Here is a 15,058-nt window from a genome sequence, read left to right as displayed (position 1 = left end):
AACGACAGACCATCGAATATCGACGCTTGCAACACCGCAAGCTCGCCGCATAACATCAACCCCGAGACGAGGCCCGCACTCCGCTAATTTACGCCGCGAGTTGTGCCGAATGTTCTGACGACGGACAGCCCGCGCGCACGAAGCTGCGAGACGTGGCTGCGCAGCTGCGTCGTCTTGCCGGTGCCGGTGGTGCCGATGAGCATGGTATGGCTCTGTTCGAGCCGCCACGGATAGGGGATGCCGGCGATCGTATAGGGAACGTGGATGCCCCGGTCGATGCGATCGAGGATTGGAGCCTTGGCGACCAGCTCCGGGACGTATGGGGGCTCGTGCTCGGCGCACTCGGTTCGGAACCTGCGCCGGTTGTGGCCGCTGACGGTTTTGACGAGGACATCTCGCTCGACCAGCAGGGCGCCGCGGTTATGGCGTTCCTGGAGCATGTCGCTGCCGCGCTTGTTGGCCCACATGATGAACCACATGATGAGCGGAGCGGCGATGAAAGCCGACATGACGAGCGTCGTCAGGAAGATTTTGATGGTTTTAGCCCAGGCGTGAACGACATGGGGCTCGTAGGGAACGTAACCGATCGGAACTTTCGTCACGACGCCGTTGGGCAGGGTCAGGTTGATAAGGTGGAATCTGTCCGCGCCGACCCATGTCCAGATCGCCGAGTAGAGTTTCATCAGGTCGAGCTGGAACTCATGCTCGGCGAGGCCCAGCCAGACGAAGATATTGAACAGGACGATGAACGTCCCGAGCCAGATCCAGATCGGCACCTGGAGGCCCGCCCAGGTCATCTTGTACTGGCTGGCAAGCAGCTGCGAACCGCGGGTGAAATTGCCGGAGTTGCGGGTGATCCGCCCCCGCGCTGAATGGTGCTTTACCGTCGCCGCCTGACCGTTGAACCGGATATCATCGCTGCGCATGGTGAACCTCCACGCGCTCCTGGGCGATGTCGATGATCTTCTCCGCGTAGTCGGGATGCTCGCGGGTAACGATGAGGTCCATCGAAGCCGACAGTTGCTCTAGGATGAGCAGGACGCGACTGACGTTGAAGGAATGGCTCGCGACCGCCAGTGGAAGTCCGAAATGAAAGACTAAACGGGACGCCTCCGAGCGAGAGCATCCACGCTCTTTCGCGAAGCTGTCCAGGGTCGCAACAGCCTGACTCGAAAGCCTGAAGCCGACGTGGTGTGTAGTCATGATCCATCCACTCAACTGGTGGATGGTGGGGATTTCGGAGCCGGAGGTTTAACACGCGATTTCAGACATCGCCATAGAAAACGTATTACATGCCGAGAACGTCGAACTAGACGCTATTTCAACGGGTTAGCGAACTCCGGCTAGGCTTTTCCACCATGAGAACACGACACACCCTGTGAACAGACCGTATTTCAGGCACTTAACCTGCGGCGTGCCGCGTACGGTGTGCAAATCCTTAGGGACTGTCGCGGTGGTGGTGGCATCATGGCTGGATGTCCGATCATTGGACCGGACTCCGGGAGGGAAAGCGCCGCAGGCAGGCGATCATCGGGCAGGACCGAAGGGGGTTGGGCGGAGCAATCCCGCCCCACGACGGACCTGGCCGCAGGTCAGTGTCCGTCGCCCCATGCTGGTCCGGTAAAACCGGACCAGCGAGCGAGTATGGTTGTCGCTATTGTGCAGCTGGGTAGGTGCTGGCATCGTACAACATGGAGGCTGGTTCACGATCAGAAAAGGCATGTCGAATGGCACGGAGTATCGAGCAGGAACGGGCGCAGCTTGAGGCCGATGAACAGCGGCTCAACGAGCGTCGCAAGCAACTCGCCGATCGCGAGCGATCGGGGTTGTTGAAGGAGGTTGAGAAGTCGGGGCTGATGAAGGCCGATCCAGCCCAGTTCAGCGCCATCATCGGGGCGATCAAGAAGCTCGGGATCGACGAGACCGTGAAGCGCCTGACCGCGTAGCGGGTCAGCGCAGGAGCGGGCTCAAGCCCATCAAGCAAAAAAGGGGAGCAGCCGTAAGGCGCTCCCCTTTTCAATGCCTGGCCGAAGCTGGCGATGCTTCGGTCCATTGAGGCAAAAGAATGGGGAGCATCGAGGCGAAGCCCGATGCCCCCCGACGCGATGGTGACTGGAGGGAGGCTATCCCCAGACCATGCGTATCTCGTCACTGGTAGCGGCCTGAGCCGCGAGCGAGTCGAACCGCTCGAGGTAACGGCCATCATTGAGGTGGCCTAGATCGCGGCGGACGTAAGGCTGACCCAGAGTATCGCGCAATTCGGTAATGGGTATGCTGCCGCGATTGTCGTCGGCAAGCCGGAGCGCGTCGAGGACGCGATAGGCGTTGCCGTTGGCGAGGTTGATCTCCGATGCGCCGTCGGGCGTGGTGGCGACGTGCATGGTGATCGTGCGGGTTGCATCGTCGCGCCAGAAGCGGACGTTGAGTCCACGAAACTGGGCTTCCTCGACAACGGAGATGACACCAACGTCGTGATCGAAGATCGCGCAGATTGATGCGAGCGACCAGGGGCACACGCGGGCTTCGAACGAGCACGACACCAGGGGGTCATCGTCCTCGTCTTCGAGAAGCTGGCCACGCTCCCGGGCGAAGGCGCGGAACGCGGCGAGCTGGCGGGCGGTGATGACGGCGGGCGCGGCATCGGCTTTCCGATCGACGCTGAGGAAGAAGGTGATCGACATGGTCTGTCTCCCATTGGAACCATCATCCCCGGTTTCCCTCCCCTTCCGATCCGTCAGGATCGGCATGGCCGATCACGGGGTCATGGGTCGGTCCGCAGGACCGGTTGCCCGAGCGATGCGTAGCTGGTGCTCGCAATGCGCAGGCATTGCGGCACCGCGAGCGAGCCGGGCATTGGTCGGACTGCGCCGGTCGATGCGTAGCGAGCGCGACACGCGCAGGCGTGGCCGCGATGCGAGCGAGACGGGCGCGGTCGATAAGCGGGTGCGATCGGCACGAGCGAGGCGTAGCGAACCGGCGATCCGAAGGGATCGTCGTGAAGCGAGCGAGCCGTGCCGGTCAGCCCATACTCGATCGCATCGGCACGGCGCGATGCGCAGCGGCAGCGCAGGCGATGCGACGGCATCGCCGCGCCCGCCAGCGAGCCGTGCCGATGCCGCAGTCGAGACGCCGGCTGAGCCGCGACGGTCGATGCGTAGCGAGCGTGACACGCGCAGGCGTGGCCGCGATGCGAGCGAGGCGATGCGACGGAGTGACAGATCGATCCCGGCACCGGCGAGGCGTAGCAGGCAGTGGCAATGCGACGGCATTGCCCTGCCGCGAGCGAGCCGTACCGATCCTCCGTCAGGGATCGACCGCGTCAATTTCGATCAGGCGTGCGGTGTCGGTCCACGAGATGATCTCATAGTCGTCCGACATGTGGGTGTAGTGGCCACTGCGAACCTCGCCGATCGTCGCGCATGTTCCGTCCGCCCAGAGAGCGTAGTCGTCGTTCGAGATGGGGTCGGTCATGTCATTCTCCTTTTGCTGACGCGAACCGTCCGGCATGCGGTGTTCAGGGCGGTTGATGCCGTTGACCGGGAAGCCGTGGCGAGCGCAGCGAAGGCAGGGATCCCGGTCAACGCTCGAGAGCGGGGGAACCGATTTTGTGCTGGCGGTCCGCTGAGCGGAGCGATTGCGGACGGGCAGCGCAAAATTTGGGGGATCGCGAAGTCTCGACGGCCCGTGATACCCGCATGCCATTCTGTAGTGAGGCGAGCAAAGGATAGCCCTTTCGGGGTCGCACCGGGGTTTTCCAAGGGTCGCATCGGCCGAGGCGTAGCGCGCTGGTCATCGCACTCAGCGATGACCGCTAAGCGAGCGAGGCGATGCGACGGAGCGACAGATCGATCCCGGCACCGGCGAGGCGTGGCAGGCAGCGGCAATGCGACGGCATTGCCCTGCCGCGAGCGAGCCGTGTCGATCCGGCAACGCGGTGCGATCGACCGCAAGGTCAGTCCCACGCGGCGCGATGGGGCTCGATGCCCCGGAGCGCCGCCCAGGGCGACGTAAAAAAGGGGAAGGACTCCGGTTTCCCGGAGCCCTTCCGTGAGTGCGTCAGGCGCGACGGCCGCGCTGGCTGGGCTGCACCGGCGCCTGTCCGTCCTTGCGGAAGACGTGGAGCGGTACGCCGGCGGTTCGCAGCTTGCGCGCGAAGTCGATCTGGACGCCCGATCCTTCGCAGACGATCGCTTCGACGGGACGCAGCGAGGCGATGCGGTCGTTGCGCAGGAACCCGCCCCGGTTGCCGTGGCGCTTGTCGAGGAACATGCGCACCAGCTTGACCTCGCGCGAGGCCGCCCACGACGCTGCGATGGCGTCGGCACCCTTGTTCATGGCGGTGGTCATCAGGACCATCGACGGGATGCGACGCTTGATCTGGTCGAGGCGTTCGAAGAGCTGCTCGTGGTCGTGCCATTCCATGCCGCCCGAGAAGGCGACAATCGGGCCGCTCGGGTTGTGCTCGTCCCGACGCTTTGCCGCGCGTGCCGCCAGATAGTCGGCACCGTCGATCATCGAGGCGGTCAGCTTGGACGACACCCTGCTGCCGCGGACGGTCGAGAAGGGCCGTCCGGTCTCGACGCGATACACGTTCCCGGCGTGGTCCCGCATGCAGCGCATCGCCTCGGCGCAATTCTCGAGGGTCTGGCAGAGCAGCTGGGTTTCTTCGAGTTCCACCGCGTAGATCTCCGAGGGGTCGTAGCTGCGCACCAGGTCGCCCAGCTTCTTGGCGGCGTCATCCTCCCGCCCCTCGATGCGCTTGGCCACCATGTGGAAGCTGTTGACGAAACCCCATGCGAGATCGGCGGCGAATTCTTCCATGCGGGTGTCGCGGAACACGTCGAACATCGTCGCCAGCATCTGCTCGACGGCGTGCGCGGCCTGCTCCGGGTCGGGCATGTCCAGCTTCTCGGCTTCGCTGACGATGGAAAGCTTGGCCATCTCGCTCGCCTCGATGAACGCCCCCTGATAGGTCTCGGTGGTGTCCTCGTCGGCGCGGCGCTCGTTGATCGCGCGGCCCATGTCGTTGAAGTTGCTGTACTTGGTCATGATAGCCTCCATGAGTTGAAAATCTCACCTTCTCTCGGTGAGGAATCTCATCCGGCATGCGGCGGTCAGGGCGGTCAGGGACGTTAACCGGGAAGCCGCGGCCCGCAGGGTCGCGGACCCCGGTTAACGCTCGCGCGCGGGGGAGCCGATTTTCTCGTGCCCTGGAGGCGGAGCGAAGCGGAGGCGGAAGGGTGCGTGAAAATTGGGGGGACCGCGCGTCCTTGACGGCCCGCCAACCCCGCATGCCAGACTTCCTCATCACAGAGAGAGAAAATATTATGTTGTGGTGGGCACGCCGGGTCGGACCGAGCACGGGCGGCGGTGATGCGCCGCCAGGCGCAGCGCCGCAAAGGCAGCGCCAGTGAGCCCGGGAGGGCGAGCCAGCTGCCGCCGCCCGCGCGCAGGACGCCCGGCGCCGGCATAGGGATCGTCACCCGCAGGGCGTGCGCCGTTGTGGCGCGAAGAAGAAAGGAGAGTTCGAATGAACTGAGCTTATTGGCATAGCTCATGCCTGACCGACTTACCGGTGCTGGTGATGAACCGGCTGAGATTCCGAAAGGAAAACGGGACCATAGCATGTCGGGGTACGGATCGAAGTTGGGCGCCGCAGCCTGACGGTTGACCAGCAGGCAAGGCGCGCATGGTGAAGACTTGATTGTTTGAATCCCAGTTTCCAACGACCACTAGGTAGGTGACGGTGAACGCGGCTGACACACCGTCTCGAGCGGAGCGAGGAGCACGGCCCTGCAAATCGCTGCCAGTCCGCCCGGCGTGGCCCCGGTAAGGGGATTAAGGAAACGAACGGGGCACCTAAACGCGCCGCGACTCCTCACTCGCGCAACTGCGGGATCGCCTAAACAGGACGGCTTGCCGGACCTGCATGGCGACGGAGCCGTCATAGTAGTCAAATGCCCGGTGTAATGGCCGGGACAACCGCCGAGAGGCGGACGGGACAGCGGTATAAGCGGGAGCGATCCTTGTCGAAATCCGCGCGCCCGGGCGAAGGACGGCAGTTCTGTAAACTCGATGGATCAACGGAAAGGAACTGCTGATGCAGACCGCTACTATCCTGAGACGGATCGAGAAGCTTCCGGCCCTGTCGCGGGCGGGCAAGCGGATCAATGGTCTCCACCGCCTCATGCGGTCCCGCTGCTTATATGAGCGGGCTTATGACAGGGTATCCCGAAACCGGGGTGCCATGACGCCGGGAGTAGACGGCCAGACCTTCGACGGCATGACGCTGGCGAGGCTGGATCGTCTGACCCAAGGCGTGGCGGAAGGCCGTTACCGCCCTCGTCCAGTGCGGCGGGTCTATATCCCCAAGGGTAATGGTAAAATGCGCCCATTGGGCATTCCTACGGCGGATGATCGCATCGTTCAGGAGGCGGCGAGAATGATCCTCGCGGCGATCTATGAGCCTGTGTTCTCGAAACACAGTCATGGGTTTCGCGCGGGTCGCTCCTGCCACACGGCTCTCGAAGAGATCCGCAGAACCTGGACGGGCGCGAAATGGCTGATCGAAGTGGATGTTCGCGGGTTCTTCGACAACATCGACCATGATATCCTGCTCAGCCTATTGGCCCGCCGGATCGATGATCCTGTGTTCATTGATCTGATCGGGACGATGCTCAAGGCCGGGTGCATGGACGAATGGAAGTTCGAGCGGACCTATAGCGGCACTCCACAGGGCGGGGTCATCTCGCCCTTGCTTGCCAACATCTATCTTCATGAGCTTGACTTGTTCATGGAGGAAATGCGGGCTCGCTTCGACAAGGGCGTCAAACGGCGGGCCAATCCCGCATATGTTGTCCAAAGCCAGAAAATCGCCGCACTTCGCAAGGAGATCGATGCAATCCGTGCCGTTGGCGCGGATGAGGCAGAGGTCCGAACCCGTCTTGCTCGGATCGAAGCCATCAATCGGGATCGACGGAAGATATCATCCGTTGATCAAATGGACCCCAACTTCCGCCGCCTGCGCTATTGCCGTTATGCCGATGACTTCCTCGTCGGCGTGATCGGCAGCAAGGCGGATGCCGTTCGGATCATGGCCGACATACAGCACTTCCTCGCTGATCGGCTCAATCTGACGGTATCACCGGAGAAAACCGGGGTTCGCGATGCATCGAGGGGATCGCCGTTCCTTGGCTTCCACGTATGCGCCTTCACGCTGCGCTCTCCCGGAACAATGGCGGGGCGACAGGCGGTCGGCGGCGGGATGCGACGCATCCTTCGTCGGCCAACGCGGGGGAATATCAAGCTGTGGGTGCCGAGGGATCGGGTCTATGCGTTCTGCAGGCGCAAAAAGCTCGGCAACCTCGACATGAGGAATGGCCGGGTGCGTCCGCAACTCATGGAATCCAGTTTGGCGGAGATTATCGTTGCCTATAACTCAGAGTTCCGGGGCTTCGCGAACTATTATGCGATCGCCGATGGCGTGAAAGCGTCACTCGACAAGTTGGAGCTGGTCATGCTCAGGAGCCTCTTTGCGACTGTAGCATGCCGGCGACGCTCGACGAGGCGGCAGGCCGAGGAATATCTGAAGATGGGGTCGGATCACGGTGTTATCACCGTGGTTCGGGGCGAGCCGCGCGTCCATAAGGTGTGGAAACTGAAGCATCTGATCGTGAAGACGTGGGATAACCCCCTCGTCGACTCCATCACGGTAGGCTCTCGCCTTGCGCAGAGCCCGAACGATCTGGTCACGCGCCTGAGTGCCGAGCAATGCGAGGCATGCGGCGACACCGATGGTCCGTTCGAGATGCATCATCCCAATCGCCTGAAAGATAAGCGACGCGACCAACTGACGCCTTGGGTACAATCGGCACGACGGCGCAGGACAGTCGTCCTGTGCCACAAGTGTCATGTTGCGCATCACGGTGGCCGGATGCCTGTCAGAATGGAGAGCCGTGTGCATTGAAAGGTGCAAGCACGGTTCGGGGGGAGGCGCTGGGGCGTCCTCGAAAGAGGCGTCTCGCGTCTACCCTACGGAGACCCCGCCAGGGGGCTCCGTGAGGCCCGCCAGGGCCGAATAGAGCCCGGTCCCGCCCACAAGGCGGGACGCCCCGCCCTGCCCCTCTACGGCCGTCCCACAGCCAGCACAGCAGGATCAGCAGGATCAGTCCCATTCATACTCGCCACCGTCATCCCCGGCATCGTAATCCGGCATCTCCTGGATTCCCGGGTCGTCTGGATCGCGGTTGGCATCGGGGTCCTCGCCGTGCGGGTCGGTCTGGATATCCGGTTCGGTTGCGAACCGGATATCTTCACCGATCCGGTCAGCAATGTCCGGCTCGACCGCGCTGTCATCGTCTAGCCAGCAGGAACGCGGACACTGGAGCAGCTGGTGACCACGATGGACGAAGGGCTGGCCGTTCATCAGGATGGGTCGCTCGGCGAGACGCCGGCAGGGTTCATTGCGACGGTTGCGGAAGCCGTACGGCACCGCCAGCGGGGCGAGCGCGACGGCATTGCCGTCGTGGTCGCCGCCGGCGGGTGCCGGCTCGTCGACCCGAGCGACCGGGTCCGGTGCCGCAGGTATCGGCTCGGGCGCGAACGGGTCGCCGTCGAACATGTCGCGCTGGACGGTCATGGTGCCGGACCTTTCAGGTGAGCGCGCGCTGGCGCAAGGCCGCGGTGCGAAGCACCGTGGGCGAGGCGTCCTGCGCGGGCGATGATGAAGCATGCGCGAAGGGCGACGCCCGCAGACGCCGCCCGGTTCGCTGGCCGGTCAGTAGAACTCGGCGCGATCGGCGATGATCTCGCAGCCGTAGCGGTCGTTGCCGTCGCTGTCCTGCCAGCGGGTGTAGTGCAGGCGTCCCTCGATGGCGATGAGGTCGCCCTTCTTGCGGTTGCCGGCGATCGCCTTGGCGAGGCCGTTGAAGCAGGTGACCTTGTGGTATTCGGTCTCCTTGACGGTGAAGCCGTCGTCGCCTTTGTAGGTGTGGCCGTCCTTGTTGAGCTTCGGGCGATCGGTCGCCACGAAGATGGTCGCGACGCTGGTGGCGCGATTGACTTCGCGCAGTTCGGGGGTGCGGGTCAGGCGGCCGACGAGGTTCACGTTGTTCATGGCATTGCCTCCTTGGGTTGGTCGGCGGTCCGTCCGCCGGTGTCACCTGAAGGGCGTCGCGGTTCGGGGCGTCGCACCGGAGGGCGAGCTGGGCCGGCGCGCAGGCGGCGGGCCTGGTCGACCGGAGGGGAACCCCTTTTGCAGGGGTGGTGCGGGCAGCCGCGCGAAGCGCGGCAACACGGCCCTGCCAAAGGGGTTGCGAGGCCCCGGGGCGCGGCGCAGGTGACACGAAACGGCGGATGGGCCGTCGATCAGCCCAAGGTTCCCGCAGGCATTGCCATGGACAAACCTCGTGAACCGCTCATGTCGGTCGCCTGACCCGTACCCCCGAACGACCCGGCGCGAAGGCAGGCGTGCCGCCAGCGTCGCTCGCTGACCGACGTGGTGCCGCTCCGAAGCTCGACAAGGACGGCCGCGCCCGGGCGACGACGCACCGGCAAGGAGACCGGATGCCGCAAGGTCGCCCGACGGCCGACCCTCGCCAGGGCGATCGCCGGCAACCGCATCGGACCTGGGCGTCCTCATCGCCATCGGGGTTAAACGCCTGCCGATACCCGCTGGCAGGACAGCGACGGCTTTACGCGCCGCCCGGCTGCGAGATCATCGCCGATTGTGATGATCTATCCGTCCGGTCAGCGAATCGGGCGGCGTCTGCGGGCGTCGTCCTTCGGGTTGGCGTAACCAACGGTCAGCGTCGATCGGTTACCCGGACGGCGCTTGCCTGGACGGCACGAACGATCTTCTGAAAATACGTCGGGGGGCACCGCCCATAAATGAAGCTGCCGGTCCTCAGGTCGATGACATCATGGCCGCGCCAGTCGAAATCGTTGACGTCGTTGACGACGACGTGGCTTTCGCCGGCGCGCGGCAGGCCCATAGCCTTGGCGACCGGATCGGGTATCCGGTCGCTGCGAGAGGATCGCGCCTCCCCCTTCGTCGTGATGGGTACGACCGCGACGCCTCTGGCATCTGACGCGATTACCAGAACCGGGCGTTCCTTGACGCCCTCGTCACGACCGGCAGCCGCTTCATGGGCAAACAGATAGATGTAGTTGATGACATCGCCGGGTTCAGGCGGCGGTGTCGACGCGCTCACGCTCCCACCGATCGTCGGCGAGTTCGGCTTCTGTCGGGAGCGAGGCTTCAAGACGGGCCGCGAAGTCATCCGGGAATGTCCCTTCGGTATAGACCCGGCGATTGCCGTGGATCGCGCGGAGCGCAGCTTCGGCGCGGTCGAGGTAATCGGCGCTGACGACGGCGGCGAAGCGCCGGTTGCGCTTGGTCAGGATGACCGGCGCGAGCTGGCTCTTGTCGACGTAGACGCCCGGGGTCTTGTGGAAATCGGTGAGATTGACGGTCTCGTCACTGGCGGTAGCAGCCATCAGTGCCTCCTGTGGATCACGCGCATTATACGCAGTATGCGCGGAATAGCCAGAAACGACAACAGGGACCGCTTCGGTGATGAAGCGATCCCCGTCGGGGTGGCGACACGGGCGACGCATCAGCGCCGCCCGATGCCGGTCAGACCGTTTCGTCGACCGGCGCGGTGCTGGCGCCCAGACCGTCGCCGGTGTCATCGCCGGCGCCCGAGGTCGCCACGTCACGGCCATCGGCGGTGAAGGGCAGCGCGGGTTCGCCGTCATCCGCCTTGACGCCCAGCGCGGCACCGACGTCGCGGCGCTTCTGGGCGCGCTGCCACACGACGTTGTACGAGCCGTCGTCTTGGCGGAAGGCCGAGACCTGCAGCGGCGCGGCGAGCGACGGATCGTCGATGCGGCCGTTGAGGAACGCCTCGCCGGTGTTGTTCGAGGTGAGTTCGAAGAACGCCCCGACCTGCACCCACGTCCGGCCCGGGGTAAGCGCGTGGATCTCGTAGCGCGGGGCGCGCGGGTTGGACGACTGGACCGGCTTGAGCGCAATCGTCATCGCGACCGCGAGGGTGGAAATGCGGCCCATGAAAATGCCCGCGTCGTTCTGCTTGATCTGACCGATGTTCATGACGTGTCTCCTGTGATGTCGTGCTGGACCCCATGTCCTCGACACCGATCTTCAATCCTCCTCCCCTCCCCGGCCCTTCGGCCGGGCAGGGCGCGATGAGCGCCCCTCACCGACCGCGTCTTCACGCGGACGGTGGATCGTGCGGGACGCGGACCGGGCCTGATTGGGAGGTTGTCAACTTCAGGAGTTGGTTGGGACGATCGTCAGTACGGGCGGTTCGAACGATCCGAGGGCGAAATGCTTCAAGATCGCCTCATAGGAGCCGAGTTCGCGGGCTTCTTCCTCGCTGATGAGCGTTTTGCCGTCATCGGTCGCGTTGAAGGAGTGTCGTGGCCCTTCGCCGACCCAGATAATGGTTTCAGGGTTGAATGACCCGGCTGATCCGTCGGTCCAGCACACGAAAGGGAGATCGTTGGTGCAGCAGAATTCCTCGATCTCGTCGACATCTCCGATTGTCACATCGTGCGCTCGCATTCGGAGATGCTCGCCGGATTTGATGTCGTCGTCGGAGAGTGCTTCGCCCTCCCACTCAAGAGTGAGGCCCGAGGCATTCGCCAGTTCGATGAGTTTGGGAACTTGGTCGGCGGGCAGATTTCCCCCGATCGTAATTGAGACGGAGACGCGGTCGGCCATGTCGGGACCTCGTGATGAAGTGGACGTGCCGGTCCCGCGAGCGGTGTCATCACCATTCGCCCGGCTATCCATTCATCACCCCCTTCCCTTGAGCGTGGCCCAGGTTAGAACTGCGATATCCTGTGCTTATACGGCGATAAAGCGAAGGAATAGCTAAATTATCGATCCGATACGGTGTTGAATCGGGACTGGAGCCCATGAAGCAAAAAAAGGGCGACGCCGTGTGCCGGCGTCGCCCCGAGTTTCGGCGTGCGGGAGCGAAAGGGGGCGCGCCCGTGCGCCATGCGGTGCCGTGAGGGAGTGCACGGCACCGGGGGTGGATCAGGCGTCCTCGGCGACGCGCTGGCGGCGACCGCGGCCCTTGCCGACCGGCTCCTCGACCGGGGCGGTGGTTTCGCCCAGTCCGGTGTCGGTGGCGGCCGCATCGGGGCCGGGACCGTTGTCGACCGGGCCGCCATCGGCGCCGAACGGCGGCGACAGATCGTCATCCGCCTTGACGCCGAGCGCGGCACCGACGTCGCGGCGCTTCTGGGCGCGCTGCCAGACGACGTTGTACGAGCCGTCGTCCTGGCGGAAGGCCGAGACCTGCAGCGGCGCGGCGAGCGACGGATCGTCGATGCGACCGTTGAGGAACGCCTCGCCGGTGTTGTTCGAGGTGAGTTCGAAGAACGCCCCGACCTGCACCCACGTCCGGCCCGGGGTGAGCGCGTGGATCTCGTAGCGCGGCGCGCGCGGGTTGGACGACTGGACGGGCTTCAGTGCGATCGTCATCGCGACGGCGAGTGTGGAAATGCGGCCCATGAAAATGCCCGCGTCGTTCTGCTTGATCTGACCGATGTTCATCGTAACGTCTCCTGATGTCGTGCTGGACCCGATGTCCTCGACACCGATCTTCAATCCTCCTCCCCTCCCCGGCCCTTCGGCCGGGCAGGGCGCGATGAGCGCCCCTCACCGACCGCGTCTTCACGCGGACGGTGGATCGTGCGGGACGCGGACCGGGCCTGCCGATCATCGGCCGATCTTGTCGGTCAGGGCGGTGCCGATATCGGCGTGTGCCGCGGCGAGCGCGCCGATCGCGCGGCTGACGACGTCGGTCGCCTCGTCGCTCGGATCGATGCACCAGCATTTGCCGGCGTGGCGGATGTCGATCAGCCGGTCGGATTTGTTGTCGATCCCGAAGGTGTAGCCGTGACGCTGGTCTAAGCCGGCGACGGTGACGTCGGTCGTTTTGGCCTTGATCGTGACGACGGGCGCGACCGCGGGGGTCAGCAGCACGGTATCGCGCGGCGTTTGCGCCTGTGGGACCAGCGCGGGTGCGGGCGGCTTGCCGAGCGACGGCATCTTCGGGATCGGCACGAGGCCGTTCACCGCGTCCTGCGCCATGTCGGCCGCCATTGCGGTCGCCATGAAGATGGCGGTGCGCGCGAGATCCTGGGCGATGGCTTCGCGGTGCGGCTCGGTCAGCGTCGGCAGGAGGTGGCAGAGTTTGGTGTCGAGCGCGAAGGCGACGGGCTCGGCGTTGGGATCGATGCACATGATCGTGACCTTTCGGCAAAATGCCCGGACCCCATGTCCAGGATGCCGATCCGGTCCCTCTCTCCTTCCGGCGCAGCCGGTGCCGGCATCGTCGCGGGGCGATGCCGTGTCGTTCAGCGAGGCGGTCGCGGATGTCGCATGAGGCGCTTCCTGGCGCTCGACAGGTGATCGATCGAGCGTTGCAGGAAGAAGGCGTGCGCGCTGTCGGATTCGAGTGAGCCCAACCGGTTTTCGAGCGTCTTGATGCGGTGGTCGATCGCGTCGATCGTCAGCATGATGTCGTCGAACGAGAGCGCGACGACGGTCTGCGGATAGGGATAGGGCAGCGCCGGCGCGACGAAGGCGAGGAAATGGGGCTGCACGGGCAAATGGTGCAGGAGGGCGGTCGCGACCGCGCGGCGGATCTGGGAGGCGCCGTGGACGAGTTCTGCTAGCAGCACGTCCATCGCCATCGGGCGGACGATGCGCAGTGCGCCGGGGTCTAGGGTGACGGCGATCGGATCGGTCGAGGCGAGACCGATGACGCCCTCCGACAGGATGGCGAGAACGTCGCCTTCCTCGATGCAGGGACCGTCATCGAGACAGGCGTCATGCGCGGCTTCGCTGGTGTCGAAATAATGGACGCGGTACATGCGCTGGTCCTTTCTCGCTGGGATCAGGAATATTGCGGGCGACGCGCGGGAAACCGCGCGGGCGGGAGGCCGGAGAAGCTGAAGGCGCGGAAGCGTCCGCCGGTGTAGGCGGCCGAATCCACCGGCGGGCGATGCCGCTGCAGGCGGTCGAGCAGGCGATTGGCGCGGCGCATCGCCGCGACCGCGGCCTTGTCATGGTAATGGAGGGCGATCACGCGGACGAAGGTGCCGGTATCGTACCACCAGCCCCCCTCCTCGGGGCCACCCCACTCACGGTCGATTTCGTAGAAGGCGAGGATGCTGCGCATTGGGTTAACTCCGGTTGTCACCGGGTCGGATGATCCTCCCGGTTCACAACAGCCGGTCCGCCTTCCCCTTCCTCAGACGTCCGGTGCGTCGTCGGGACGCTGGTGGCGCAGCGCACGCGCGAGCGCCCGCTTGCGGGCGGTCGCCGCGGCGCGCGACGGATAGGCGCCCGAGAGGCGCGAGGGGTGCGAAAGGCTGTTGTCGAACACGACCCACCCCGTTGCGGTATGGGCGACGTGCATGCCGTCGCTGCGCGAGGGCGCGGTCATGACGGCCGCGCCCGCCTGACCGCGGCCTCGGCCGTGAGTTGGCCGGCAAGGGCGTTGCGATCCGAGGCGATCCGGCTGTCGGGCGCAGCCACGACTTCGGCCGCGCGGGTCAGCAGAGCCGCGAGGTCGGTGTCCGACATCGGCGCCGGTTTGGTCGCGGATCGCGCGGGTTCTTCCCCAGCCTTGTCGAGCATGAGCACGAGGATCGAGGGCTTGATGTCCTCGTCGAGCGGGCGACTGTCGGCGACGAACCTGCCGCCACGCGTGATCGCGAACGCGTTGAAGGTGGGTGATACCCCGTTATCGGCGTTGGGGATCGTGGTGCCGCGATCGTGGAACTGGATGTCGATGAAACGCGGCGGGCCACCATAAGTCTTTTCGAGAAAGCAGAAGGTCACGCGGCGACCCTCGCTGGTCTTCGCCGTGATCGTGAACGCGCCGTCAGGCACGTCGATGGGCTTGTGCGGCACGTCGTTGTAACCGGCGAAGCCCGCGGCGATCGCGTCGTCGCGCGTCATGACGGGGAGATCGGTGATATCGGCCATGTCGGGACTCCTTGATGATGGGGA

General features: G+C 64.7%; 19 protein-coding genes. 2 read left to right on the top strand and 17 right to left on the bottom strand.

Annotation, left to right across the window (positions count from 1 at the left end; genetic code table 11):
* Positions 1 to 83 precede the first annotated feature (83 nt).
* Together COA07_RS16750 and COA07_RS16745 are read right to left on the bottom strand one after the other, a co-directional pair.
* A complete protein-coding gene (locus tag COA07_RS16750) occupies positions 84 to 926 on the bottom strand; it encodes a type IV secretion system DNA-binding domain-containing protein (protein ID WP_245842212.1) in 843 nt (280 codons plus the stop codon).
* The gene (locus COA07_RS16745; RefSeq protein WP_016509826.1) at positions 913 to 1,203 is read right to left on the bottom strand and encodes a hypothetical protein; all 291 of its coding nucleotides are present in this window, start codon (positions 1,201 to 1,203) and stop codon (positions 913 to 915) included. The genes COA07_RS16750 and COA07_RS16745 overlap by 14 nt, the downstream gene beginning before the upstream one ends.
* A gap of 524 nt (positions 1,204 to 1,727) precedes the next feature.
* Between COA07_RS16745 and COA07_RS16740 the strand changes: the two genes are divergently transcribed.
* On the top strand, positions 1,728 to 1,946 hold the full coding sequence (locus tag COA07_RS16740) for a hypothetical protein (RefSeq protein ID WP_037447303.1): 219 nt from the start codon (positions 1,728 to 1,730) through the stop codon (positions 1,944 to 1,946).
* A gap of 177 nt (positions 1,947 to 2,123) precedes the next feature.
* Here COA07_RS16740 and COA07_RS16735 read toward each other — a convergent pair whose 3' ends face one another.
* From COA07_RS16735 to COA07_RS16725, 3 genes are all read right to left on the bottom strand, one after another.
* Positions 2,124 to 2,681, bottom strand: coding sequence for a hypothetical protein (locus COA07_RS16735; RefSeq protein ID WP_037447306.1), 558 nt, complete (start codon positions 2,679 to 2,681; stop codon positions 2,124 to 2,126).
* A 622-nt stretch (positions 2,682 to 3,303) separates the two neighbouring features.
* Positions 3,304 to 3,471: a hypothetical protein gene (locus tag COA07_RS18365; protein ID WP_156028549.1), complete on the bottom strand. Its 168-nt coding sequence runs from the start codon at positions 3,469 to 3,471 to the stop codon at positions 3,304 to 3,306.
* A 585-nt stretch (positions 3,472 to 4,056) separates the two neighbouring features.
* Entirely contained in the window at positions 4,057 to 5,049 is a 993-nt protein-coding gene (locus tag COA07_RS16725) for an SLOG family protein (RefSeq protein ID WP_037447491.1), read from the bottom strand.
* A gap of 1,051 nt (positions 5,050 to 6,100) precedes the next feature.
* Here COA07_RS16725 and COA07_RS16720 point away from each other — a divergent pair.
* Positions 6,101 to 7,966, top strand: a complete 1,866-nt coding sequence (locus COA07_RS16720; protein ID WP_046408784.1) for a reverse transcriptase/maturase family protein — start codon at positions 6,101 to 6,103, stop codon at positions 7,964 to 7,966.
* Positions 7,967 to 8,164: 198 nt separating this feature from the next.
* Here COA07_RS16720 and COA07_RS16715 read toward each other — a convergent pair whose 3' ends face one another.
* From COA07_RS16715 to COA07_RS16660, 12 genes are all read right to left on the bottom strand, one after another.
* On the bottom strand, positions 8,165 to 8,638 hold the full coding sequence (locus COA07_RS16715) for a hypothetical protein (RefSeq protein ID WP_037447312.1): 474 nt from the start codon (positions 8,636 to 8,638) through the stop codon (positions 8,165 to 8,167).
* Positions 8,639 to 8,776: 138 nt separating this feature from the next.
* Positions 8,777 to 9,115 (bottom strand): single-stranded DNA-binding protein, encoded by a 339-nt coding sequence (locus tag COA07_RS16710; protein WP_010409121.1) that lies wholly within the window; start codon positions 9,113 to 9,115, stop codon positions 8,777 to 8,779.
* A gap of 688 nt (positions 9,116 to 9,803) precedes the next feature.
* Positions 9,804 to 10,211, bottom strand: coding sequence for a hypothetical protein (locus tag COA07_RS18090; protein WP_035386729.1), 408 nt, complete (start codon positions 10,209 to 10,211; stop codon positions 9,804 to 9,806).
* Positions 10,186 to 10,497: a prevent-host-death family protein gene (locus COA07_RS16700; RefSeq protein ID WP_016510718.1), complete on the bottom strand. Its 312-nt coding sequence runs from the start codon at positions 10,495 to 10,497 to the stop codon at positions 10,186 to 10,188. The genes COA07_RS18090 and COA07_RS16700 overlap by 26 nt, the downstream gene beginning before the upstream one ends.
* Before the next feature lie 139 nt (positions 10,498 to 10,636).
* Positions 10,637 to 11,113, bottom strand: coding sequence for a DUF736 domain-containing protein (locus COA07_RS16695; protein WP_037447318.1), 477 nt, complete (start codon positions 11,111 to 11,113; stop codon positions 10,637 to 10,639).
* A 180-nt stretch (positions 11,114 to 11,293) separates the two neighbouring features.
* The gene (locus tag COA07_RS16690) at positions 11,294 to 11,746 is read right to left on the bottom strand and encodes a hypothetical protein (RefSeq protein ID WP_037447321.1); all 453 of its coding nucleotides are present in this window, start codon (positions 11,744 to 11,746) and stop codon (positions 11,294 to 11,296) included.
* A gap of 321 nt (positions 11,747 to 12,067) precedes the next feature.
* On the bottom strand, positions 12,068 to 12,643 hold the full coding sequence (locus tag COA07_RS16685) for a DUF736 domain-containing protein (RefSeq protein ID WP_322788197.1): 576 nt from the start codon (positions 12,641 to 12,643) through the stop codon (positions 12,068 to 12,070).
* Positions 12,644 to 12,754: 111 nt separating this feature from the next.
* Entirely contained in the window at positions 12,755 to 13,282 is a 528-nt protein-coding gene (locus COA07_RS16680) for a hypothetical protein (RefSeq protein ID WP_197419142.1), read from the bottom strand.
* A gap of 113 nt (positions 13,283 to 13,395) precedes the next feature.
* Positions 13,396 to 13,914 (bottom strand): hypothetical protein, encoded by a 519-nt coding sequence (locus COA07_RS16675; RefSeq protein ID WP_024310585.1) that lies wholly within the window; start codon positions 13,912 to 13,914, stop codon positions 13,396 to 13,398.
* Between the two features lie 23 nt (positions 13,915 to 13,937).
* On the bottom strand, positions 13,938 to 14,222 hold the full coding sequence (locus tag COA07_RS16670) for a hypothetical protein (protein WP_037447327.1): 285 nt from the start codon (positions 14,220 to 14,222) through the stop codon (positions 13,938 to 13,940).
* A 72-nt stretch (positions 14,223 to 14,294) separates the two neighbouring features.
* Complete coding sequence (locus COA07_RS16665; RefSeq protein ID WP_024310583.1) at positions 14,295 to 14,489, bottom strand: hypothetical protein; 195 nt, start codon at positions 14,487 to 14,489, stop codon at positions 14,295 to 14,297.
* Positions 14,486 to 15,034 (bottom strand): hypothetical protein, encoded by a 549-nt coding sequence (locus tag COA07_RS16660; RefSeq protein ID WP_037447332.1) that lies wholly within the window; start codon positions 15,032 to 15,034, stop codon positions 14,486 to 14,488. Before COA07_RS16660 ends, COA07_RS16665 begins: the two co-directional genes overlap by 4 nt.
* Positions 15,035 to 15,058: the final 24 nt, after the last annotated feature.

It is taken from the genome of Sphingomonas adhaesiva (genome assembly GCF_002374855.1).
Taxonomy (GTDB): Bacteria; Pseudomonadota; Alphaproteobacteria; order Sphingomonadales; family Sphingomonadaceae; genus Sphingomonas; species Sphingomonas adhaesiva.
Note: the sequence above shows the minus strand (reverse complement) of the source record. Positions and strands in the feature narration are given on the sequence as shown.

Bases quoted from the DNA above. Each gene is read 5' to 3' on its own strand.
- COA07_RS16750 (WP_245842212.1), bottom strand. From the start codon at position 926: ATGCGCAGCGATGATATCCGGTTCAACGGTCAGGCGGCGACGGTAAAG.
- COA07_RS16745 (WP_016509826.1), bottom strand. From the start codon at position 1,203: ATGACTACACACCACGTCGGCTTCAGGCTTTCGAGTCAGGCTGTTGCG.
- COA07_RS16740 (WP_037447303.1), top strand. From the start codon at position 1,728: ATGGCACGGAGTATCGAGCAGGAACGGGCGCAGCTTGAGGCCGATGAA.
- COA07_RS16735 (WP_037447306.1), bottom strand. From the start codon at position 2,681: ATGTCGATCACCTTCTTCCTCAGCGTCGATCGGAAAGCCGATGCCGCG.
- COA07_RS18365 (WP_156028549.1), bottom strand. From the start codon at position 3,471: ATGACCGACCCCATCTCGAACGACGACTACGCTCTCTGGGCGGACGGA.
- COA07_RS16725 (WP_037447491.1), bottom strand. From the start codon at position 5,049: ATGACCAAGTACAGCAACTTCAACGACATGGGCCGCGCGATCAACGAG.
- COA07_RS16720 (WP_046408784.1), top strand. From the start codon at position 6,101: ATGCAGACCGCTACTATCCTGAGACGGATCGAGAAGCTTCCGGCCCTG.
- COA07_RS16715 (WP_037447312.1), bottom strand. From the start codon at position 8,638: ATGACCGTCCAGCGCGACATGTTCGACGGCGACCCGTTCGCGCCCGAG.
- COA07_RS16710 (WP_010409121.1), bottom strand. From the start codon at position 9,115: ATGAACAACGTGAACCTCGTCGGCCGCCTGACCCGCACCCCCGAACTG.
- COA07_RS16700 (WP_016510718.1), bottom strand. From the start codon at position 10,497: ATGGCTGCTACCGCCAGTGACGAGACCGTCAATCTCACCGATTTCCAC.
- COA07_RS16695 (WP_037447318.1), bottom strand. From the start codon at position 11,113: ATGAACATCGGTCAGATCAAGCAGAACGACGCGGGCATTTTCATGGGC.
- COA07_RS16690 (WP_037447321.1), bottom strand. From the start codon at position 11,746: ATGGCCGACCGCGTCTCCGTCTCAATTACGATCGGGGGAAATCTGCCC.
- COA07_RS16680 (WP_197419142.1), bottom strand. From the start codon at position 13,282: ATGTGCATCGATCCCAACGCCGAGCCCGTCGCCTTCGCGCTCGACACC.
- COA07_RS16675 (WP_024310585.1), bottom strand. From the start codon at position 13,914: ATGTACCGCGTCCATTATTTCGACACCAGCGAAGCCGCGCATGACGCC.
- COA07_RS16670 (WP_037447327.1), bottom strand. From the start codon at position 14,222: ATGCGCAGCATCCTCGCCTTCTACGAAATCGACCGTGAGTGGGGTGGC.
- COA07_RS16665 (WP_024310583.1), bottom strand. From the start codon at position 14,489: ATGACCGCGCCCTCGCGCAGCGACGGCATGCACGTCGCCCATACCGCA.
- COA07_RS16660 (WP_037447332.1), bottom strand. From the start codon at position 15,034: ATGGCCGATATCACCGATCTCCCCGTCATGACGCGCGACGACGCGATC.